General features: G+C 72.1%; 18 protein-coding genes and 3 tRNA genes. 11 read left to right on the forward strand and 10 right to left on the reverse strand.

What is annotated here, in order from left to right:
• The 3 genes from kdpB to kdpF form a co-directional block, all read right to left on the reverse strand.
• On the reverse strand, positions 1–1,610 hold a 1,610-nt coding region (gene kdpB / locus ABZU75_RS37310; RefSeq protein ID WP_355565142.1), incomplete at its 3' end, for a potassium-transporting ATPase subunit KdpB.
• A 20-nt stretch (positions 1,611–1,630) separates the two neighbouring features.
• Entirely contained in the window at positions 1,631–3,292 is a 1,662-nt protein-coding gene (kdpA, locus tag ABZU75_RS37315) for a potassium-transporting ATPase subunit KdpA (protein ID WP_355565102.1), read from the reverse strand.
• Positions 3,292–3,381: a K(+)-transporting ATPase subunit F gene (gene kdpF, locus ABZU75_RS37320; protein ID WP_355565104.1), complete on the reverse strand. Its 90-nt coding sequence runs from the start codon at positions 3,379–3,381 to the stop codon at positions 3,292–3,294. Before kdpF ends, kdpA begins: the two co-directional genes overlap by 1 nt.
• A gap of 402 nt (positions 3,382–3,783) precedes the next feature.
• On the opposite strand from kdpF, the gene ABZU75_RS37325 reads away from it, so the two are divergent.
• Positions 3,784–4,287 (forward strand): NUDIX domain-containing protein, encoded by a 504-nt coding sequence (locus ABZU75_RS37325; RefSeq protein WP_355565107.1) that lies wholly within the window; start codon positions 3,784–3,786, stop codon positions 4,285–4,287.
• Positions 4,288–4,318: 31 nt separating this feature from the next.
• Here ABZU75_RS37325 and ABZU75_RS37330 read toward each other — a convergent pair.
• The 3 genes from ABZU75_RS37330 to ABZU75_RS37340 all read right to left on the reverse strand — a co-directional run bounded on the left by ABZU75_RS37330 (position 4,319) and on the right by ABZU75_RS37340 (position 4,775).
• A tRNA-Leu gene (locus tag ABZU75_RS37330) sits at positions 4,319–4,391 on the reverse strand.
• A 119-nt stretch (positions 4,392–4,510) separates the two neighbouring features.
• A tRNA-Pro gene (locus ABZU75_RS37335) sits at positions 4,511–4,583 on the reverse strand.
• A gap of 120 nt (positions 4,584–4,703) precedes the next feature.
• A tRNA-Gly gene (locus tag ABZU75_RS37340) sits at positions 4,704–4,775 on the reverse strand.
• Positions 4,776–5,376: 601 nt separating this feature from the next.
• Between ABZU75_RS37340 and ABZU75_RS37345 the strand changes: the two genes are divergently transcribed.
• Positions 5,377–6,348, forward strand: coding sequence for an alpha/beta hydrolase (locus tag ABZU75_RS37345; protein ID WP_355565110.1), 972 nt, complete (start codon positions 5,377–5,379; stop codon positions 6,346–6,348).
• A 56-nt stretch (positions 6,349–6,404) separates the two neighbouring features.
• Here the strand turns inward: ABZU75_RS37345 and ABZU75_RS37350 are convergent, their stop codons facing one another.
• Positions 6,405–7,394, reverse strand: coding sequence for a radical SAM protein (locus ABZU75_RS37350; protein WP_355565113.1), 990 nt, complete (start codon positions 7,392–7,394; stop codon positions 6,405–6,407).
• A 268-nt stretch (positions 7,395–7,662) separates the two neighbouring features.
• Between ABZU75_RS37350 and ABZU75_RS37355 the strand changes: the two genes are divergently transcribed.
• From ABZU75_RS37355 to ABZU75_RS37385, 7 genes are read left to right on the forward strand one after another with little or no spacing between them, the layout of a single operon-like run.
• Positions 7,663–7,890, forward strand: a complete 228-nt coding sequence (locus tag ABZU75_RS37355) for a hypothetical protein (RefSeq protein ID WP_350928642.1) — start codon at positions 7,663–7,665, stop codon at positions 7,888–7,890.
• Between the two features lie 17 nt (positions 7,891–7,907).
• A complete protein-coding gene (locus ABZU75_RS37360) occupies positions 7,908–8,951 on the forward strand; it encodes a radical SAM protein (RefSeq protein WP_355565117.1) in 1,044 nt (347 codons plus the stop codon).
• On the forward strand, positions 8,948–9,748 hold the full coding sequence (locus ABZU75_RS37365) for a sugar phosphate nucleotidyltransferase (RefSeq protein ID WP_355565120.1): 801 nt from the start codon (positions 8,948–8,950) through the stop codon (positions 9,746–9,748). Before ABZU75_RS37360 ends, ABZU75_RS37365 begins: the two co-directional genes overlap by 4 nt.
• A gap of 17 nt (positions 9,749–9,765) precedes the next feature.
• Positions 9,766–10,995, forward strand: coding sequence for a DUF6365 family protein (locus ABZU75_RS37370; RefSeq protein ID WP_355565124.1), 1,230 nt, complete (start codon positions 9,766–9,768; stop codon positions 10,993–10,995).
• A 7-nt stretch (positions 10,996–11,002) separates the two neighbouring features.
• Positions 11,003–11,914 (forward strand): radical SAM protein, encoded by a 912-nt coding sequence (locus ABZU75_RS37375; protein WP_350928634.1) that lies wholly within the window; start codon positions 11,003–11,005, stop codon positions 11,912–11,914.
• Between the two features lie 5 nt (positions 11,915–11,919).
• Positions 11,920–13,185: a polysaccharide pyruvyl transferase family protein gene (locus ABZU75_RS37380; protein WP_355565145.1), complete on the forward strand. Its 1,266-nt coding sequence runs from the start codon at positions 11,920–11,922 to the stop codon at positions 13,183–13,185.
• On the forward strand, positions 13,182–15,011 hold the full coding sequence (locus ABZU75_RS37385) for a radical SAM protein (protein ID WP_355565129.1): 1,830 nt from the start codon (positions 13,182–13,184) through the stop codon (positions 15,009–15,011). Before ABZU75_RS37380 ends, ABZU75_RS37385 begins: the two co-directional genes overlap by 4 nt.
• On the opposite strand, the gene ABZU75_RS37390 is transcribed toward ABZU75_RS37385, so the two are convergent.
• The 3 genes from ABZU75_RS37390 to ABZU75_RS37400 form a co-directional block, all read right to left on the reverse strand.
• Positions 14,922–17,687 carry a tetratricopeptide repeat protein gene (locus tag ABZU75_RS37390; protein WP_355565132.1) on the reverse strand — a complete coding sequence of 922 codons (2,766 nt, stop codon included), beginning with the start codon at positions 17,685–17,687 and terminating at the stop codon, positions 14,922–14,924. The two genes, ABZU75_RS37385 and ABZU75_RS37390, sit on opposite strands and share 90 nt — an antisense overlap.
• Positions 17,688–17,689: 2 nt before the next feature.
• The gene (locus tag ABZU75_RS37395) at positions 17,690–18,535 is read right to left on the reverse strand and encodes an ABC transporter permease (RefSeq protein ID WP_350928628.1); all 846 of its coding nucleotides are present in this window, start codon (positions 18,533–18,535) and stop codon (positions 17,690–17,692) included.
• A 76-nt stretch (positions 18,536–18,611) separates the two neighbouring features.
• Positions 18,612–19,565, reverse strand: a complete 954-nt coding sequence (locus ABZU75_RS37400; protein WP_355565136.1) for an ABC transporter ATP-binding protein — start codon at positions 19,563–19,565, stop codon at positions 18,612–18,614.
• Positions 19,566–19,757: 192 nt separating this feature from the next.
• Between ABZU75_RS37400 and ABZU75_RS37405 the strand changes: the two genes are divergently transcribed.
• Positions 19,758–20,429, forward strand: coding sequence for an iron-containing redox enzyme family protein (locus ABZU75_RS37405; protein ID WP_355565139.1), 672 nt, complete (start codon positions 19,758–19,760; stop codon positions 20,427–20,429).
• Positions 20,429–20,758 (forward strand): radical SAM protein (locus ABZU75_RS37410; protein ID WP_355565148.1); only part of this gene is annotated, 330 nt, incomplete at its 3' end. The genes ABZU75_RS37405 and ABZU75_RS37410, both read left to right, overlap by 1 nt.

Consider the following 20,758-nt stretch of genomic DNA (forward strand, 5'->3'; position numbering starts at 1 on the left):
CCGGTCATCGCGACCAGCCGGCCGCCCTCCTGCTCCGACCTGATCAGCGCGAGCTTGTCCTCGGGGGTCGCCTCGGCCAGGAAGTCGTCCACCCCCGCCTCGTTGGCGATGGCCCCGGCCGTCAGCGGGTTGTCACCGGTGATCATGACGGTGCGGATGCCCATCCGGCGCATCTCGTCGAACCGCTCGCGCATACCCTGCTTGACGACGTCCTTGAGATGAATGACCCCCAGCACCCGCGCCCTGCCGTCGACGATCTCACCGACGACCAGCGGGGTGCCACCGGAGCCGGAGACGGCGTCGACGATGCCTCCGACCGCCTCGACGGGATGGCCACCGTGGTCGCGAATCCACTTCATCACGGCGGTGGCGGCGCCCTTCCGGACCTGGCGGCCTTCGAGGTCGACACCGCTCATCCGGGTCTGCGCGGTGAACCCGATCCACTGGGCGCGGGCGAGTTCTCCCGGCAGTCGCTCTCTCAGCCCGTGCTCCTGCTTGGCGTAGACCACGATGGAGCGGCCTTCGGGGGTCTCGTCGGCCAGGCTGGCCAGTTGTGCGGCCTCCGCCAGTTCGTCCGCGGAGACTCCGGAGGCGGTCAGGAACGCCGACGCCTGCCGGTTGCCCAGGGTGATGGTGCCGGTCTTGTCCAGCAGCAGGGTGTTGACGTCCCCGGCGGCCTCGACCGCGCGGCCGCTCATCGCGAGCACGTTGCGCTGGACCAGGCGGTCCATGCCGGCGATGCCGATCGCCGACAGCAGTGCCCCGATGGTGGTCGGGATGAGGCAGACCAGCAGCGCGACCAGCACCACGCCGGTGACGCCGTCCGCGGTCAGGGCGGGCGAGTCCGGGACTCCGGGGTTCTGGGCCTTGGCGTAGATCGCCAGTGGCTGCATGGTCGCGGTGGTGACCAGGAAGATGATCGTCAGGGCGGCCAGCAGGATGTTGAGGGCGATCTCGTTGGGGGTCTTCTGCCGACCGGCGCCCTCGACCAGGGCGATCATCCGGTCGATGAAGCTCTCGCCGGGCCGCTGGGTGATCTGGACGACGATCCGGTCGCTCAGCACCTTGGTGCCGCCGGTCACCGCCGAGCGGTCGCCGCCCGACTCACGGATGACCGGGGCCGACTCGCCGGTGATGGCCGACTCGTCCACCGAGGCGATGCCGTCGACCACGTCGCCGTCACCTGGGATGATCTCTCCGGCCTCCACCACGACGAAGTCTCCCCGCAGCAGTTCGGGAGCCCCGACGACGTCCCACTCGGTGGAGTCGCGGCCACGCAGCCGCCGCGCCGTGGTGTCGCGCTTGGCAGCGCGCAACGTGGCCGCCTGTGCCTTGCCGCGCCCCTCGGCGACGGCCTCGGCCAGGTTGGCGAAGAGCACGGTCAGCCAGAGCCACACCACGGTGGCCCAGGCGAAGAACGAGGGGTTCACCACCGCGAGCGCCGTGGTGAAGGCCGCGCCGATCTCGACGATCAGCATCACCGGGTTGCGCCAGAGCGTGGCCGGATTGAGCTTCCTGATCGCCTCGGGCAGCGATGTGATCAGTTGCCTGGGGTGGAGGAGACCGCCGCCCACCCTGCCGTTCCCTGGGGTGGGGGTATGGCCCGGCATCTGGAACGTCCGGGTGAACATCACTGGAATCCCTCCGCGAGCGGGCCGAGTGCCAGGGCGGGCAGGAAGGTCAGCGCGACGAGGATCACCGTCACACCGACGACCATGCCGACGAACTGCGGCCGGTAGGTGGGCAGGGTGCCCGCTGAGACGGGCACCGGTGCCTGCGCGGCCAGGGAGCCGGCCAGCGCGAGTACGAAGATGATCGGCAGGAACCGGCCGAGGACCATGCACAGGCCGAGGACCACGTCGTACCACGGCGTGTTGGCGGTGAGGCCGGCGAACGCGGAGCCGTTGTTGTTGGCCGCGCTGGTGAAGGCGTACAGCACCTCGGAGAAGCCGTGCGGGCCAGTGTTGAGCATGCTCGCCCGCTGCTCGGCCGAGCCCATCGCCAGCGCCGTGCCGGTCAGCACCAGCACCGGCGTGACCAGGAAGTACATCGCGGCGAACTTGATCTCGCGGGCGCCGATCCGCTTGCCCAGGTATTCGGGGGTACGTCCGACCATGAGCCCGGCCACGAATACCGTGATCACCGCGAGGACGAGCATGCCGTACAGGCCCGCGCCCGCGCCGCCGGGCGCGACCTCGCCCAGCATCATGTTGAACATCGTGAACATGCCGCCGAGCGCGGTGAACGAGTCGTGGGAGGAGTTCACCGCGCCGGTGCTGGTCAAGGTGGTGGCGGCGGCGAAGGCGGCGGAGTCGGGCACGCCGAAGCGCATGTCCTTGCCCTCCAGCGCGGCGCCCACCGCCTGCGGGACCGTGCCGCCGTGGGCGGTCTCCAGCCCGGTGAGCAGCGCGACGCCGATCAGCGCCAGGATCCCCATGATCGCGACGATCGCGTAGCCCTGCCGCCTGTCTCCGACCATGCGGCCGAACGTGCGGGGCAGCGCGAACGGGATCAGGAGGATCGCGAAGATCTCCACCCAGTTGGTCCAGCTCGTGGCGTTCTCGAAGGGGTGGGCCGAGTTCGTGTTGTAGAACCCGCCGCCGTTGTTGCCCAACTCCTTGATGATCTCCTGGCTGGCCACCGGGCCGCCGGTGATCGCCTGGGTGCCGCCGGTCAGGGTGGTCACCTCGTGCGGGGAGGCGAGGTTCTGGACCAGTCCGCCCGCCAGCAGCACGACCGCGCCGACGAAGGCGATCGGCAGCAGGATGCGGAGGGTGCCGCGGACCAGGTCCACCCAGAAGTTGCCCAGCTCCCCGGTCTCCTTGCGGGCGAGACCGCGGACCAGGGCGATCGCCACCGCCATGCCCACCGCGGCGGACGCGAAGTTCTGCACCGCCAGGCCGGACATCTGCACCAGGTGGCCCATGGTCGACTCACCGGAGTAGGCCTGCCAGTTGGTGTTGGTGACGAAGCTGACCGCGGTGTTCCACGCGACGTGGTCGGTCACCGAGGGGAAGCCCAGCGACAGGAACAGCTTGTCCTGCAGCCGCTGCAGTCCGTACAGGAACAGGACGGAGATCGCCGAGAACGCCAGCACGCTGCGGGCGTAGCCACCCCACCCCTGCTCGGCGTCCGGCCTGACGCCGATGAGCCGGTAGATCACCCGCTCTGGGGCGAGGTGCCTCCCGCCGGTGTAGACGCGGTACATGTAGCCGCCCAGCGGCCGGTGGACCAGCGCGAGGGCGACGACGAGGGATCCGATGAACAGGACTCCGGCCGTGGTCGACGTCATTAGAAGCGCTCCGGGAAGAGCAGGGCCACGACCATGAAGATCACCAGGCCGACGACCACGACCAGACCGGCCGCGTTGACGGCGCTCACAGCCGTTCCACCGCCTTGACGACCAGCCCGAGTATCGCGAAGACCGCGATCGTCAGGGCGACGAAGATGACGTCTGCCATCCCCACTCCTCGCATCCGGGATTTGTTCTCACCACCGCCCGACGGGCAGGGCACATGCAAGGAAAGCGCTGCTTTCCGCGCCTATTGCGCCGCTTGACGGTTTCCATACGCCCAGGCACCCAGGCTTGACGCCTCCCCCGCACGGGGCCCGGCATACCTTGACGACCGCTTGACACCCGATCACCGGCTCCCGCCACCGCGCGGGACGAGCGGGTGCCCCGGCCTCGGCGACGCGCCGTGCTCTCACCCGTACCCCGGCCGTCAACCGCCGGGCGTCGCGCGAACGACCCCGCGGACGGGAGGCTCTTCTATGATCGGGAAGGTGGCTGCCCCGATCTCCCGTCCCAGTGCCCGGGTCCTGCTGGTCGACGACGACGACCGCCTCCTGCTGTTCCGGTTCCAGGCTCCCGCGCACTGGCCCGCCGAGCATTTCTGGGTCACCCCGGGCGGAGGGGTGCACGAGGGGGAGAGCCTGGCCGCCGCCGCGGTCCGCGAGCTGCGCGAGGAGACCGGGCTGGACGTCGCGGAGGAGCGGCTGGGGCCCGTCGTGGCCCGCACCTCCGGCCTCGCCGAGTTCGGCGACGTGCTGGTCGAGGCGACCGACTCGTTCTTCTTCCTGCGCGTCGACGGCCACACCGTCGACGTCTCGGGGCAGGAGGAGTTGGAGCGCTCGCAGATCTCGGCGCACCGCTGGTGGCCGCACCGGGAGTTCCTGACCACCCGGGAGCTGGTCTTCCCCGTCAACCTGCCGGCCCTGCTGCCCGGCCTGCTGGCCGGGGACCTTCCCGCCGAACCGGTCCTGCTGCCCTGGCGGAGCGGCGGATAGCCACCCCTGCCGTCTCCGGCGTCGTATCACGTGCCGCCCCAGAGATTCGAACTCTGAACATCCGCGTCCTGAGCGCGGCGCCTCTGCCGTTGGGCCAGAGCGGCCGGGCGCGCCGGGCGGCGCGCCGGTGGTGCCGTGTTCGGTGCTGCGTTGCCGTGGCGCCCGCCTCCCGGCGGCGGGCACCACGGCTCCGTATCGCCCGTGTCGTGGTGACACGGTGTCGTCGGAACGGCAGGAGTCGAACCTGCGGCCTTCCGGTCCCTGGCCGGATGCTCCTCCTGCTGAGCTACGTTCCGTCACGCGTCCGGGCCGGTTGGCGTGGGCCGTACCGGACGCGCTGCGGGCCTGCCGACCGGGCGGGGGTCGCCACTCCCCTCGCCGAGTCCCAGTCCCATGGCCCTCTTCTTTCAGGGCGGAGCCGCAGCGGGGACTCGAACCCCGTCCTGCCGGGTGGAAGCCGGCTGCCTTACCGGTTCGGCCTCTGCGGCGTGTCTCCCCGGAATCTCCCGGGGGTGAATCCTTTCGCGCCCTCCGGAAGGGGAGCCCGAACGAATTCGCGTTCAACGTGCTGCACTGTGAAGTTGTCCATCTCGGAAATCAGCCGTCCGGTTACCACCGCGAAAGCAGCCAAGGAAATGAAGAAGCCGCCTGCGACGGGGTCTCTAGCGGCTCGGCGGTTTCCCTTTCGGGGTTTATCCGCCTGACCGTCCTGGGACCTGACCGAAGCTGTTGAGCAGGGAAGACGCGGGGAGCTTCAGCTGCCACACCGGCGATGCACCGTGGTTCACGGCCGCTCCTTTCCCTGAGCCGGAGCGGGTGCCCCTGCCTTTGTTCATTGAAGGGCAAAGTCGGCCCCCGGCGCCAATGATTTTTATCGGGGTTCATTTCCGGTGGCGGCTTCCGCGATCGGTACGGAATTCACCTCTCCCCCCTCACACGTGGACCCGAGCCGGCTGGGTCCCTCCCGTCGTACCGAGGGGCGGCCTCCGGGTGGCGGTCGGCGGTGCCCTCATCCCAGCCATGTCGCGGTTGTGGAGGGGTGCGGGTTCACGCATGATCGACGGAAGGGACCGATCTCATGGGAGTGACATGGCATTTCATCCGAACCTTGATCCCGGACTGGCTGCCGCCCTTGAGGCGACCCCCCTGCCGGTCGCGGACCTCGGTGCCCTACGGCTGGAGGACCTGCCCGGCATCCGTCTCCAGCTGAGCGCGGCGCGCGCCGCGATGGCTCCGCTCGCGCCGGACGAGCGGGTCACGATCGAGGACCGAACGGTGCCGGGTCCGGACGGCGACCCCGACGTCCGGCTACGGATCTACCGTCCGGCCGGGCGGCGGGAAGCCGTTCCCTGCCTGTACTGGATCCACGGCGGCGGGATGATCCTCGGCGAGGTCGAGATGGAGGACGCGCGCCTCAACGGCTACGTCGCCGAACTGGGATGCGTGATCGTCTCGGTCGACTACCGCCTGGCTCCCGAGCACCCGGACCCGGCGCCGGTCGAGGACTGCTACGCGGGCCTGGTGTGGACCGCCAAGAACGCCGTCGAACTGGGGGTGGACCCGGATCGCATCGCGGTGGGCGGGATCAGCGCCGGAGGCGGTCTGGCCGCGGGAACCGTACTGCTCGCCCGCGACCGGGGCGGCCCGGCCCTGGCGTTCCAGCTGCTGATCTGCCCGATGCTGGACGACCGCAACACCACCCCGTCCAGCCTGGAGTTCGCCGAGGCGATCGTGTGGAACCGGGCGGCGAACCTCCTGGGCTGGAAGGCCCTGCTGGGTGAGCGGGCAGGCGGCGAGGACGTCTCCCCGTACGCGGCCCCGGCCAGGGCGGCCGACCTGTCGGGCCTGCCCCCGGCGTACGTCGACGTCGGTGAGCTGGAGGTCTTCAGGGACGAGTGCGTCGACTACGCCCTGCGGCTGGTTCAGGCGGGTGTCTCCACCGAGTTCCATCTCTACCCGGGTGCCTTCCACGGCTTCGACGGGATGCTCCCGCAGGCGGAGATCAGCCGCCGCGCCTCCGCCGAGCGGGTGGTCGCGCTGCGCCGGGCCCTGTTCGGCTGACTGCGTTCGGCTGACGGCGTTCGGAGCCCGCCCTCCGCCCTCGCGGAGAGGCGGGCTCACCCCAGGGGGTCCGCCTCCCCGGGCGGTGAAAGAAGCGCCAGCGCGTGCAGGAGGGCGTCGCGCTCGCCCGCGGCGCGTCTCAGCATGTGGCGGCAGATCCCGCAGATGCCGGAGAACTCCCGCTCCGCGAGGTCACGGTAGCGGGGCAGGGCGGTCAGCGCCTCCGTACCCAGGGAGCCGAGGACCGCGAGGAACGGGTCGGCGGCGAGATCGGCCAGGGCCCGGCGCACACCGTCGCGGTCGCGGGCCACGCGGTGCAGGTCGGGCGGGCCGGCCCCCATGATGACGTTCTCGTCGCAGCAGGCCGAGATCCGCCCGTCGTAGCGGACCGTCGGGGTGTGCGCGATCGCGCACCGGCCCAGCCGCGCGCCGGGCACGCGACGGGCCTCGGGGAACAGGCCGCGGGCGCGGCCGTACGGCAGCGGCGGGACCGGGTGGATCTCGGCGAGATCGCGCCAGCCGTCCCCCAGCGCGCCGGAGAGGAGGTCCCGGGCCGTCTCGATCTGGGCGGGGTCGTCCAGCACCTGCGCCACCAGCCACGCGCCCTCGGCGGCGACGGCGCGGGCGGCGGCGGTCACGGCGGCGCGCGGGCTCGGGTGGTGGGCGTCGACGCCCAGTACGACGCAGGCCGACAGGCGCAGCACGGACCGGATCCATCCGGGGGGATCACCGCCCGCGCCCCAGTAGCCGCTGGTGTAGGGGACCAGCGCCTTGCCCGAGGCGTGGATCCGCCGGGCCGCGTGGGCGAGGGCGCGCCGCTCCACGAACGGTTCCCCGCCGGAGACGCCGACGACCCGCAGCGCCTCGTCTTCGCAGAGCCCTTCGACGATCTCCGCGAAGAGGGCACGGTCGGTGACGCGCGGGCCGTCCGGGCGGGAGTCGACCGAGCAGTGCGCGCAGCCGACCGGGCACCGGTCGGTGATGAGGAGCAGGGCCGACCTTCCGCGTTGCCGCCGCAGGGCGTCGAGCTCGGCGAACCTGAGCATGCCCCCGACGGTACGCCGCCTCGCGCCGCGGTGGCCGCCCCCGCCCGCGCCGGGCGCCGTTTACGCCACACCGGTGGGGATCTAGGCCACCGCGCCGGGCGCATAGGCCATCGCGCGCGGCCGGGCAGCCGGTCCGAGGTGCGCCCTCCGCCTCCTGACGGCCCCGGAATACGCCTGCCAGGCGGTGGTTCGGGGACCGCCGGATTCATACCTTGATCGCGTGGGAAGCCCGACCGGCCCACGAAACCCCGTCCCATGGGAGGGACCAATGAGCGAGTCGTCTCCACGCGTTCGCGATCTCGTGCAGCGCGCCGCATCCGACCCCGGGTTCGCCGAGCAGCTGCTCAGCGACCCCGAGTCGGTCGCCACCGAGTACAACCTCGGCGCCGACCACATCGACCAGATCAAGGAGCTGGCCGGCGCCGGCCTGCTCAAGCCCGCAGTCCAGGCGCACACGGTCCCCGTCAAGGAACCCGGCGGCGGCGGCTACTACTAAACGCCTCTGGGGGTGTCGTGCACTTCAACTCGATACTGGTCAGCGTCACCGAGATCTGCACCGTGGGCTGCCGGCACTGCGGCTTCACCGGCTCCACGCGGGACCGCCAGCCGACCGCGGACGAGATCGGGCGCTGGGTGGCACAGGCGTGCGACAGCGGCATCCCGGAGATCATCTTCACCGGCGGCGAGCCCTTCCAGCGATTCCGGATGCTCAGATCCGGGGTCGGGGCCGCCGCCGGCCACCCCGGCAGGCCACGGATCTCGGTGTTCACCAGCAGCTTCTGGGGCCGCTCGGCCGCGACGGTGGACAAGATCCTCGGGCAGTTGCCGGGCCTCACCCGGCTCTTTCTGAGCACCGACGTCTACCACCAGGAACGCGTCCCCACCCAGCACGTGGTCAACGTGATCGAGGGGGCGATCGCCAGGGAGATCCCAGAGATCAGCCTCTGCATCACCATCGCCGAGGACCACGAGGAGGAGCAGATCCGCAGGCTGTACCGGCGCTTCGAGGACCGGGTACGGGTGCATGTGGACCGGGTGATCCCCACCCCGTTCATCAAGACCGCGCACCAGGTGGGCCTGCCCCCCGACCCCGAGCACTTCTCGGCCTCGTGCTACCTGGAGACCCCGCTGATCAACCCGAACGGCGACCTGTCCGCCTGCCACATCGGCAAGGCCGGGGCCTACGTCACGCTCTCCGACCTGGCCTACTTCATGGGCAACCTGCACGAGAAGTCGTTCCAGGAGATCCTCGCCGACGCCGACCGCAACTACGAATACCAGTTCCTGCGGGTGTACGGGCCGCAGGGCGTGGCACGCATGGTGGCCTCCTCCCCCGCGGTGCGCGGGCTGTTCAAGGGGGCGACCTTCACCAACGGCTGCGACCTCTGCTACAAGATGCTCCGCTCACTCGACGGGCGGGCCCGGCTGCGTGAGATCGCGGCCGACCCGTTCCAGCGCGAGCTGATCGACGCCATCCGGCTGGTCCGGTTCGGCGAGCGACCTGCCGAACCGCGGCCCGCACCCGGCGCTCCCCAACCAGTAAGGAGTGGCACTTGACGAGCACGGACTTCGTCGGACTCGTACCCGCCGCAGGCCGGGGCACCCGGATGGCCCCGCTGCGCTACCCCAAGGAACTGCTGCCCATCGTGTACGAGCAGGCCGAGGGAGGCGCCCGGCTACGTCCCGTCGCCGAGTACGCGCTGGAGTCGCTGGCCGGTGCGGGGGTCGGCAGCGCGATCGTGGTGGTGGCTCCGTGGAAGCTGGAGGTGGTCGCCTATCTCGGGGACGGGCGCCACCTCGGCGTCGACATCGCCTACCTCCTCCAGGAGGAGGCGCGCGGCCTGGCCTGCGCGCTCGACCTGGCCCGGGGATGGACCAGGGGGCGCGACGTCGTGTTCGTCATGCCCGACACAGTCTTCACCCCGCCCGACGCGCTGACCCGGCTGCGCCACGTCTACGAGGAGACGGGGGCCGACCTCGCGCTCGCGGTCTTCCCCACGCCGGACGCGCACCGCCTCGGCCCGGTGATCCTGCGTGGAGACCGGGTGCACCGGGTGTTCGACAAGCCCGCCGACCCGCCGGTCATGAACACCTGGGGCGCGGCGATCTGGGGGGACGCCTTCGCGAGGCTCCTGCACGAGGGGCTGCTCCAGGACACCCGGGAAAAGGCCCCCCAGAACGACAGCCACCGGAACGGTGAACCGGTGCTCGGCCACTACTTCGACCTCGCGGTCCGCAGCGGCCTGCGGGTCCGCGCCGTCGAGTTCCCCGGCGGCGCGTTCCAGGATGTCGGGACGCCGCTCGCCGTCCGCCGGTCCATGGAAGGCCCCTCACTTCTGGCGGTGGGTCCGTGAGGCTTCTCTTCTTCGCGATGAGCAGCGCCGGATACGGCGAGACGCTGATCGGCATGTCGCTGGCCCGCCAGCTCAGGGTGGCCGGAATCGAGAGCTTCTTCATCGTCGAGCCCACGTCGGAGAAGCTGCTGCGTGGCAGCGGGTTCCCGTACCTGGTGCTGAACAACTCGATGGGCTCCTTCGCCACGCTGCTGGTGGACGAGACGGTCCGCGACTTCCGCCCGGACGCGATCGTGCTGTCCGACTACTTCACCTACTGCGGCGTGTTCCCCAAGCGCTATGGCGTCGACCCGTGGTTCATCGAGCGGTACGGCCTGCCGATCATGCCGATCGACATCTGGGAGTGGGCCAACACCGAGTTCGCGGTGGACGTCTTCCAGGGCAAGGCGATGAGCGTCGCCCGGCGGATCATGGACATGCCCACCCACCTGCGCCCGGTACCGATCTGCCACCTCGACTCCGACTCCCGGACGTACCCCTTCCGCCTGTGGGAGGGTAACGAGCGGGTCAGCCGCCGCACCCGCCACCACCTGCGCGAGACCTTCGGGATGGCGCCCGAGGACCGGATGGTGCTGCTCGCGGTGGCCGGATGGCAGCAGGACAGGTACGCCGACGAGAACGGCGACCGGATCGCCGACCAGGTTCCCGAACTGCTCGTGCACTACCTACGGCAGCTGCCGCCCAGCGCCCGCTTCGTGCTGGTGGGCAGCGTGCCGCCGGTGCTGGCGGACCTGGCCGACCGCGCCCACGTCATCCCCGCCTGTTCGCCGCACCGGTTCAACGTGCTGCTGGGCTCGGTCGACCTGGTGCTGACGCTCAACCTGGGCGCCACCACCCTGGCCAGGGCCGTGCTGTCCGACATCCCCGGGCTGGTGCTGACCAACCGATTCGACGTCCCGGAGAAACCGGACATCGACCGGGTCGAGGCGGAGCTGTCCGGCCTGTCGGAGGACGTGCGCTCCTGGCTGTCGCGGACCCTGCCCATGTATCCGTTCCGGATGTGGCCGCTGGGGTTCCACAGCTTCCTCGACCCCATCGTGGCGAAAAATCCCTACATGTCGACCTTCGCTCACGCCGAGCTGCTCGACGAGCCCGCCGTGCTGTCCGCGCTGCACGGCGTGCTGTACGACCGGGGGGTCCAGGACGGCCTGGCGCGCGAGCGGGCCGCGTACCTGGAGACGCTGACCGATCATCCCGGCACCCCCGAGGTCTTCGCCTCGGCGGCGCGCCGCCTGGGCCTGGTGTGAGGTGGACATGAAACAGCTGAGCATGCACGTGACCGACCTGTGCAACGAGAAGTGCGGCTTCTGCGTCGTGGGGTCGCCGCTGGCGAAGTCCGACAGCGTGGAGTACGGCGACCTGATCCGCTTCCTCGCCGAGAACTCGGGGCAGGGGTACGCGTCGGTCAACCTGCACGGCGGGGAGCCGACGATCCATCCGCGCCTGTTCGAGCTGCTGCGTACGATCCGGCTGCTGGAGTACCCGCGCGTGGAGATCCAGACCAACGCGCGCCGCCTGAAGGACCCGGAGTTCACCCAGCGCCTCGCCGAGGCCGGGGTCGAGCTGTTCGTGGTCTCGCTGCACGGCTCCACCTCGGTGATCCAGGACTGCCTGACCCAGACGCCCGGCGGGTTCGACGAGACGATCGAGGGCATCCGCAACGCCAAGCGCTCGGGCGTCGCCGTGCGGACCAACACCGTCATCACCCGGCTCAACATGGGCCGGCTGATGGACATCTGCCGGCTCTGCGTCGAGTTGGAGGTCGACCATGTCAACATCTCCAACCTGCACCCGGTGGGCAGCGGCTTCTTCGCCCTCGACATGCAGGCGCCCACGGTCGCCGAGACCCGCAGGCACCTGCTGCCGGTGATCGAGATGATGCTCGCCTCACCGGCGCGGCTGACGCTGGAGGGCTTCCCGCTCTGCGTGGTCACCCCGCACGAGGCGCTGGCCATCGAGGACGGCACGCGCTCGATCCGGATGATGTACCAGGGCAACGTCCTGGACGACTACGACGCGTTCATGGACGAGCAGATGCGCTCGTACGGGCCGCCCTGCGACGGCTGCCCGCTGCGGACGCAGTGCGGCGGGGTCTACAACGAGTACGCCGAGCGCCGCGGCTGGGAAGAGTTCGGCCTGCGCCAGCCGTTCCCCATCGGCGGGTGAGCGAGATGTCCCGGCGGATCGCGATCTGGGCGGGGAGCAGCCTGCCCAACATCGGTGACCGGCTGCTGGCGGCGGTGACGGAGGCCGAGCTCTCCCGCCGCCTGCCGGGTGCCGTCTTCGGGCACTTCTGCCCGTGGAGCACGGCGGCGGAGCCCGCACCGCTCTGGGTGGACGGGGAGGGGAACTGGCCCGGCGCGGGATCGTTCGACGCCGTCGTGATGGCGGGTGGCCTGTGGAGCGGCCCGCCGTTCCGGCACCCGATCATGCAGGTGTTCTGCCTGGGCGGCGACCCTCGGGCGTTCGACCCCGGCGTGTGGGTCGCCTGGCACGGTGTGGGCCTGCAGGACGACACCCCGGCGGCGGCGCGCGACGACTGGCGCGGCTACCTGAGGGCGGTCCGGGAGCGGATCGACCACCTGACCGTGCGCGGCGCGGGAGCCGCCCTGCGGATGGGCGAGGCGACCGGCGTGCCGGACACGACCGTCGTCCCCGATCCCGCCTTCGCGCTGGAGCCGCTGCCCCGGCCGCCGCGCCCGGGGCGGCGCCGGCCGCTGATCGGCGTCGCCGTCGGCGCCCCGGGGGTGACCTCGCAGCTGGTCACCCACCTCGTCGGCCGCAACCTCGCCGGGCACGGCGCGGCGGACCTCGCGCTGTGCGTGCCACCGGAGCAGGTCATGGCCGAGGCGACGAGTCCCGGGGAGCGGGCCGCCGCGCTGGGGTTCGTGACGGAGCTGGGCCTGACGTTGATCGAGCTGGCGGGCTTCGCCGACATCGAGTTCATCACGGTGCCCAACATCTACGGGGACGAGGAGGTGGGCGCCCGGTTCGCCCGGTCGGTGCCGGGCGCCCACATCCGGGAGGTGCCCCTTCGGAGAACCTCCACCGGAGCCGAGGAGCTCACCGAGGCCCTTTCCCGCTGCGACCTCGTCCTCGTCTCCCGCTACCACAGCGCGATCCTCGCACTGCGCGGCGCCACCCCGTTCGTGGCGGTCGACCCGTTCTGGAGCCGCCGCAACGGCACGAGCAAGCTGCACGAGCTCACCGGCGAGCTGGGCATGGCGCACCGCCACTGGAACGCGCACACCGGCGAGGACCTCATCGGGATCGTGGAACGCGCGCTGGACGAGGAGCCGATCGAGGCCATCGCCTATCGGGAGGCGCACGCGCGGGCGGCGGCCGCCTTCGACAGGCTCGCCGAGGCACTGCGCTCCGCACGGCCGAGAGTGACGTCGGCAGTGACGCCGAAAGCGACAGCGGGGAGATCGTCATGACCCTGAAGGCCGTGCTCGTCTACTCCAACGACGACGGGTTCTCGCTGGGGGTGGAGCTGATCCGGGCGGCCGTGGCCGACCGCCTCCCCCCGTCGCGGGTCGAGCACCGGGTCTGGTTCCACGAGGACGTGGGCAACCTGGCCGAGGACTACCTGGGGCACTACAACGCCTTCATGGCGCGGCTGTTCGACTACCGGCCGGACGTGATCTCCTTCTCCGCGTTCGTATGGAACCACGATGAGTTCACCCGGATGGGACGTATCGTCAAGCGGCACCTGCCGGACTGCCGCGTCGTGTGGGGCGGCGCCCAGGCCAACTCCCGGCGGATGGCCGCCCACCTGCTGCGCGAGTACCCGTGGCTGGACCTGGTGCTGCGCGGCGAGGCCGAGGACGCCTACCCCGACCTGCTGGAACAGCTGGCGCGGGGCGGCGACCTGGACACGGTGGCGGGCCTCACCCGGCGCGTCGACGGCGAGCCCGTGCACAACGACGACCCACCCGACGTCGACCTGGGCGCGCTGCCGCTGGTCTTCACCGCCGACAGACTCCCCCTGGAGCCGATCCTGCGGCGCAGGCCCGGCGCGGTCCTGGCCTACGAGACGGGCCGGGGATGCCGGCAGAAGTGCAGGTTCTGCCTCTACAGCGCGCCGAAACTCCGCGCGTTCCCGATGGAGCGGGTCGAGCGCGAGCTGACCTACCTGCTGGCCGGGGGCATCCCCTACCTGCGGATGTGCGACGCCCACCTGGGCATCTCGCGGCACCGGGCCATGGAGATCTTCGAGATCGTCGCCGAGCACAACCGGGGGACGGTGGTGGACGTCTACCCGGATGTCAAACACGTCGACCTCGACTACGTACGGGCGATGAACCGCGCCGGGTGCCGCGTGATCACCCTGGGCATCCAGTCGTCCGACGCCGACACCCTGCAACTGGCGGCCCGCAGGTTCGACCGGCAGCGGTTCGCCCAGGCCGCCTCCCTCATCCGCCGCCACCACAACCACGCCCTGGCCGCGGACATCATCATCGGCATGCCGGGGGACAACGCGGACAAGGTCCGCGACAGCGTACGCTTCGCCTACGCGAGCGGTGTGGAGAAGGTGCACTTCGCACCGCTGATGGCCTTCCCCGGGACCGACTTCTTCGAGTACGCCGAGCAGTACGGGATCGAGTTCTTCGACTTCCAGCCCCCGCTCGTCGTCAGCTCGCGCGGCTTCGGCACCGAGGACTACCGGCGGGCGATGGTCTTCGCCGGGCGGGTCGAGGCGCTGCAGGACATCGCGCCCACCCTGCTGCGCTGCATGATCGCGGTCGCGGACTGCGACGTCGCGGACTGGGCCGAGCGCCTGGACCTGGGCTCCGGCACCGACCCCGCGCCCCTCATCGAGGAGGCGGACCTGCCCCCCGGGGTGCGCCGCCTGCTACTCGACGGGCTCGCCTGGGACACCGCGGTCCGAGCCCAGCGGGCGACGACCGCGCAGGATCCACCGGGGCTCGCCGACGGCGCGCTCGTCGCGGGCGTCGCGCCGGACGCCGTGCACTGGGCCGACCACCCCGTCCACCTGCTGCTGCGCGACTTCACGCTGACCTTCGACGCGCTCGCCCACGAACGCCAGGGCTACCTGTTCCCCCGGGGCGGCGCGGTGGGCTACCCGCTGACCGGCCCGCTGCTGGCCGCCTTCGAGGCGGCCGCGGTGGGGATCACGGTCGGTGAGTGGCGGGACAAGACGCGGGCCGGCTCAGCCACCGAGCCGACCCGTGAGGTATGCGACGCGGCCTTCAGGATCCTCTGCGCCACCGGGGTCGTCGCGCTGCGCGAGGAGGGGTGAGTCCTGCTCGCGCAGGGATCTGGCGCGTGAGTCGTACTCGCGGGCCAGATCCCTGCGCGAGGACAGGCCGAGCTTGGCGAACACGCTGGACAGCTGGGCCTGAACCGTGCGGGGCGACACGAAGAGCTTCGCGCCGATCTCGCGGTTGGTCAGCCCGCCGGACGCCAGCAGGGCCACCTGGCGTTCGGCCCTGGTCAGGGCGGCCCAGCCGACCCCCCGCCCGCGCGGCCCCCGGCCCCTGCCCGCGTAGACGACGGCCTGGCCGACGTCCAGCCCGGCGCCCTCGGCCCACGTGGCGGCGAAGGCGTCGGCGCCCAGCGCCGCGCGCACCCCGGCCAGGTCCGCCTCGTGCTGCGGCGCCATCGCCGGGGGACGCGACAGTCCCAGCCGGTCGCGCAGCGACTGGGCCGCGCCGAAGAGCCTGGCGGCGTGCTCGTGGCGGTGGTGCCCTGCCGCGAGCCCGGCCATGGCCTCCAGCGAGTCGGCCGTCTGGGCGCGCAGGCCCATGGCGGCACCGGCCCGCAGCGCCGAGTGGTGCGCGGAGGCGGCACGTACCGGGTCGGCGCACCGGGTGACGCGGCCGAGGGTGAACAGGCACCGCCAGGTGAGCGGCCGGTCGTCGGTCTCGCGTGCGCGCGCCATGGCCTCCTCGGCGAAGGTGAGGGCCGCGGCGGCCGCGGCGGCACCGCCCGCACCCAGGATCGCCGCGCCGAGACCGGCCAGCCCCATCGCCGCCAGCCGCGCGGCGGTGCGCTCGCCCACCTCGGCGACCTCGGAGAACACCTCCCTGGCCGCCTCGTACTCGCCGATGTCGAGCAGCATCCTGCCGAGCGTGTCGAGGCAGTCACCGAGCAGCGGCGGGGAGCCCGCGGAGCGCGCGATCTCGACCGCCTCGGCGAGCCGCTCCCCCGCCTGGCCGTACCGCCCCCGGCAGGAGGCCACCTCCCCCAGCCCCCTGAGCACCGCGGCCCTTCCCCAGACGTCGCCCATCCGCTCGGCGGCGGCCAGGCTCTGTCCGAGCGCGCTCTCCGCCTCCGCGTAGGCGCCCTGGTAGACGGCCACCTGCGCGATGGCCAGCAGGCCCATCTCCAGGCTCAGTTCCGAGCCGTGCCTGCGGCCGATGGCGACGCACCGTTCCAGTGCCGCGCGTGCCCCGCTGAGGTCCCCCGCGGCGACGCGGGCGTGCCCGAGCAGGACGAGCGGCGCGCAGTTCCACGCGTGGCCCGCCGGCGCCCTGCCCTGGGCGGCGAGCTCGGTGAGGGTACGGCTGGCCGAGGCGGGCTCGCTCATCGTCCGCAGGCCCGCCAGCACCGCGAGGGCCCGGGTCTGCCCGGCCTCGTCCCCCAGCTCGCGGAACATGGCCAGGGCCCGGCGGCAGGCGTCCGCGGCGTCGGCGTACTCACCGAGGGCGCAGCAGAGCACCGCGGTGCTCAGCGCCGCGGCGGCCGGCACCTCGCCGTGGACCAGCCCTCCGGCGGAGACCAGCGAGGCGAGCCAGCCGCGCCCCTCGCGCGGGCGGCCCCGCACGATCCAGTACGTCTCCAGCGCGCTCGCCAGCCTGGCCCCGACCGTCGCGGGCCCGCCGGAGACGCACCAGCACAGCACCGCCCGCATGTTGGCGTAGGCGGCCTCGACGCGTTCCAGGTGCGGCGTGGCGGCGCCCGTGGTGAGCGCCTCCGCCGCCCGCTCGGCCAGCGCCGCGTAGTACTCGGCGTGGCGCGCCCGCACGGTCTCGGCTTCGCCGTCGGCGCGCAGTTCCTGCCCCGCGTAGGCGCGCACGACCCGCAGCAGCCGGTAGCGGGTCACGGTGCCCGCGGTGTCGCACTCGACGAGGGACCTGGACACGAGCCTGGCCAGGAGGTCGACGACGACGTCGGGCCTGATACCCGCGCCCGCGCAGACTCCCTCCACGTCGTCGATGACGAAGCCGTCCTCGAACACCGAGAGCCTGCGCAGCAGCAGCCGCTCCCGCCCGGGGAGCATCTCGTGGCTCCAGCCGATCGCCGCCTCCAGCGACCTGTGCCTGGGGTGGGCGGTGCGGCTCCCCCCGGCCAGCAGCCGGAGCGGGTCGTCGAGCCGCTCGGCGATCTGCGCCGGCGACAGCATGATCGAGCGCGCGGCGGCGAGCTCGACGGCCAGCGGCAGGCCGTCGAGACGGCGGCAGATCTCCTCCACCGCCTCGGCGGTCTCCGGGCTGGCGGGCCGTCCCTGCGCCGCGGCGCGTTCGGCGAACAGGCGGGCGGACCGCGCCACGTCCAGCGGGGCGAGGCGGTAGGTCACCTCGCCGGGAACGCTCAGCGGCTCCCTGCTGGTGGCCAGCACACGGAGCCCGGGGTGGGTGCCGAGCAACTCCGGAACGGTCACGGCGCACCGGTCGGCGACGCGCTCGCAGGTGTCGAGCACGAGCAGCGCGGACCCGTCGCCGGGGACCACGGCAAGAGCGTCGAGGCCGGTGAGATCACCGAGACCGGCGGTCAGGTCGCGAAACCAGATCCCGTCGGGATAGGCGCCGGCCCGGGCATGGGCGTACGCGTGCGCCAGCCGGGTCTTGCCGACCCCCGGCGCGCCGGTGAGCGTGACGAGCCGCGCCGAACCGAGCAGATCGCGCAGGCCGGCGAGTTCGGCGTCGCGGCCGACCGGGTCGCCGGACCATCGCCGGGGCAGATCGCCGTCCACCGCTAACCCACCAGACGCCGCGCGAACGACCGCAGCGACAGCGCGCCCGTGGCGAGCGTCCCGGCGGCGAGCACGCCCAGCGCGACCGCCTCCGGCATGTGCGGGACGGCGGGGCTCAGCGCGCCGCGCAGCGCCTCGCTCACGTAGACCAGCGGATTGACCAGAACCGCGGTCTGCAGCCAGGGCAGCGCCTCCAGCGCGGACCAGGGGTAGTACACGCAGCCGAGCATCATGAGCGGGACTATGAAGATCGCGAACAGCGCGCTGAGCTGCTGGGGCGGGAGCAGCGTGCCGATGAGCAGGCCCAGGCAGGCGGTCAGCAGGGACGACAGCACCAGCACCGCGATCAGCAACGGCCAGCGACCGAAGTCGATGTTCGGGGCCTCGCCGGGGCCGTGCACGAACAGCACGGCGAGGAAGACGACCACCGCCGCGATCACCCCCTGGATCGCACCCGCGACGATCTTCTCGACCCCGACGGCCCAGACCGGGATCGGGGCCAGCGCCCTGTCGTCGATCTCCTTGGTGTAGGACAGCTCCATGACCAGCGGGGTCGTCACGGCGAAGATGCCCTGGAGCACGATGCCCGAGGCGACCAGGCCGGGGACCAGGATCGTGGCGAACGTCTCCGCGCGCCCGGCCTCGGAGAGTCCCTGCCCCGCCCCGTACCCGATCCGCGGCAGGACCACGGCGAACACGAATATGAACAGGACGGGCTGGACCACGGTGCGGGCCATGAAGGAGGGCAGGTCCCGCCGCAGCACCCGCAGGTCCCTGGCGAGCAGCGCGCCGAAGGTGCGCGCGTAGCCGCGCGACGCGGCCGGCGGCGCGATGGTCGATGCCGTCATCGCATCTCCTTGAGCGGGGAGATCCCGGGCTCTGGCCCCGGGAGAGGTGGCACGGCGCGATGCCGCGGGGAGGAGGTCAATCCCGGTACTCCCGCCCGGTCAGGGCGAGGAACACCGTTTCGAGGCTGGGCCGGACGACCCGGACGTCGGCCAGCGCCAGCCCGGCGTCCTGGCCCGCGCTCACCAGGGCGGCGAGGATGCCCTCCGGCGCCAGGGTGAAGACGCGCAGCCGGTTCTCCGAGGCCTCGGCGTCCGCGACCCCCGCCAGCCGCCGGGCCTGCTCGACGAGCTTCTCCGGGTCCCCGTCGTAGGTAAGGGTCAGCACGGTCCGCAGGCCGGTCGCCGTCTTGAGCTCGGCGAGCTCCCCGCAGGCCAGCACGGCTCCGCGGTCGATGATCGCGATCCTGTCGCAGAGCTCCTCGGCCTCCTCCATGTAGTGGGTGGACAGCACGATCGTCTGGCCCCCGGCGCGGATCTCCCGCAGGGTGTCCCAGAGGTTCACCCTGGTCTGCGGGTCCAGACCCGAGGTGGGCTCGTCGAGGAAGAGGATGTCCGGCCGGTGCATCAGCGCCCGCGCGATCATGACGCGCTGCGCCTGGCCGCCGGACATCTCGGTGATCCTGGCCGTGGCGCGGGACCCCAGGCCGAACCGTTCCAGCAGCTCGAGCGCCCGCCGCCTGGCCTCCTTCGCGGGCAGCCCGGCGTACCGGCCGCGGAACTCCAGGTTCTCGCACGCGGTGAGCTGCCGGTCGAGGTTGTTGTACTGGGCCACGACACCGATGTGGCGTTTGACCGCGATGGGCTCGCGCACCACGTCCGCGCCCCCCACCCTGGCCACACCGCCGGTGGGCACGATCCTGGTGGTGAGCATGCCGATCGTCGTCGTCTTTCCCGCCCCGTTGGGCCCGAGGAGGCCGAACAGCTCCCCCCTGCCCACTCGCAGGGTGAGCCCGGCCACCGCCTCGGTCACCCCGGACGAGCTCACGTAGGTCTTGCGCAGTTCGCTGGTCTCGACCGCGACGTCCGCCATGTCCGGCTCCCTCTTCGGCACGTGGCGCCCAGTGTGCGAGCACCCGGTTAAAGCGCGCCTTGATCGCGGTTGGAATCCGGTTTGAGGCATGGCACCGCCCCTGGCAGGGCGCGGCACCAGGTACTTCCATACCGGGTTTCAACCGTTATCCAACCGGCCGAGCCGACACTTCGTTCAGACGACGGGAGCCCGATGCCACCCCCCAGCGCCATCCTGCGGGCGAAGATCGACCTGGCCGGCCGCGCGCTCAGGAGCGCGGAGAGCACGCTGTGGCGCGCCCCCGGTCCTCGACGGCGCTACCGCGACTACCTGTGCACGATGCACATGGTCATCAGAGCCTCGGTACCACTGCTGCGGGCCGCGTCGGCCAGGGCGGTGGAGCTGGGCGAGGGGGAGCTGGGCGAGTACCTGGACCGGCACGCGGCCGAGGAGGCCTGTCACGACGACTGGCTGCGCGAGGACCTGGCCTCGATCGAGCCCTCGGCGGAGGAACTGCTGCGCCGCACGCCGCCCCCGTCGGTGGCCGAACTCGTCGGGGCCCAGTACTACTGGGTGCTGCACCACCACCCCGTCGCGCTGCTCGGATACGTCGCGGTGCTGGAGGGCGAGGCGCCCTCCCCCGCACTGCTCGAACACCTCGAACGGGGCACCGGATACCCCCGGGCGGCCTTCCGCACCCTGTGGCGGCACGCCGCGCTGGATCCGGGGCACCGTGACGGCCTGGACCGGATGCTCGACGGCCTGCGGCCGACGCGCGAGCAGCAGGCCGCCGTCGGCACCAGCGCCCTGCACACCGTGCGCGCCGCGGCCGCGCTCCTGCGCGAGCTGGCCGGGGAACCCCCGGAGGTGCTCCCGTGCACCTGATGGACATCCTGGCGCTGCGCCCGGTACCCGCCGCCGCGGTGCTCATGGCGATCACCCGGCGGTGCCCGCTGCGCTGCGGTCACTGCTCGACCGGCTCGCTGCCCGGCTCCGAGGAGCACCCCGGGGAGATCTTCCAGCGGTTCGCCGGGACGTTCACCCCGGCGGACCGGCCGGAGCTGGTCATGCTCACCGGAGGCGAGCCGCTGCTCCGGCCCCGTCTGGCCCGCTCCCTGGCCGAGACCGCCGCCCGCAGCGGCACCCGCACGATGATCCTGTCGGGCATGTTCTTCGCGCCCCGGATTCCCGCCTCGATCGCCGGGGCGATCGAG

It is taken from the genome of Streptosporangium sp. NPDC005286 (genome assembly GCF_040607515.1).
In the GTDB taxonomy this organism is placed as follows: Bacteria; Actinomycetota; Actinomycetes; order Streptosporangiales; family Streptosporangiaceae; genus Streptosporangium.

Coding starts and splice junctions, on each gene's coding strand:
- kdpA (WP_355565102.1), bottom strand. CDS start 3,292: ATGACGTCGACCACGGCCGGAGTCCTGTTCATCGGATCCCTCGTCGTC.
- ABZU75_RS37345 (WP_355565110.1), top strand. CDS start 5,377: ATGGCATTTCATCCGAACCTTGATCCCGGACTGGCTGCCGCCCTTGAG.
- ABZU75_RS37350 (WP_355565113.1), bottom strand. CDS start 7,394: ATGCTCAGGTTCGCCGAGCTCGACGCCCTGCGGCGGCAACGCGGAAGG.
- ABZU75_RS37355 (WP_350928642.1), top strand. CDS start 7,663: ATGAGCGAGTCGTCTCCACGCGTTCGCGATCTCGTGCAGCGCGCCGCA.
- ABZU75_RS37370 (WP_355565124.1), top strand. CDS start 9,766: ATGAGCAGCGCCGGATACGGCGAGACGCTGATCGGCATGTCGCTGGCC.
- ABZU75_RS37375 (WP_350928634.1), top strand. CDS start 11,003: ATGAAACAGCTGAGCATGCACGTGACCGACCTGTGCAACGAGAAGTGC.
- ABZU75_RS37380 (WP_355565145.1), top strand. CDS start 11,920: ATGTCCCGGCGGATCGCGATCTGGGCGGGGAGCAGCCTGCCCAACATC.
- ABZU75_RS37385 (WP_355565129.1), top strand. CDS start 13,182: ATGACCCTGAAGGCCGTGCTCGTCTACTCCAACGACGACGGGTTCTCG.
- ABZU75_RS37395 (WP_350928628.1), bottom strand. CDS start 18,535: ATGACGGCATCGACCATCGCGCCGCCGGCCGCGTCGCGCGGCTACGCG.
- ABZU75_RS37400 (WP_355565136.1), bottom strand. CDS start 19,565: ATGGCGGACGTCGCGGTCGAGACCAGCGAACTGCGCAAGACCTACGTG.
- ABZU75_RS37405 (WP_355565139.1), top strand. CDS start 19,758: ATGCCACCCCCCAGCGCCATCCTGCGGGCGAAGATCGACCTGGCCGGC.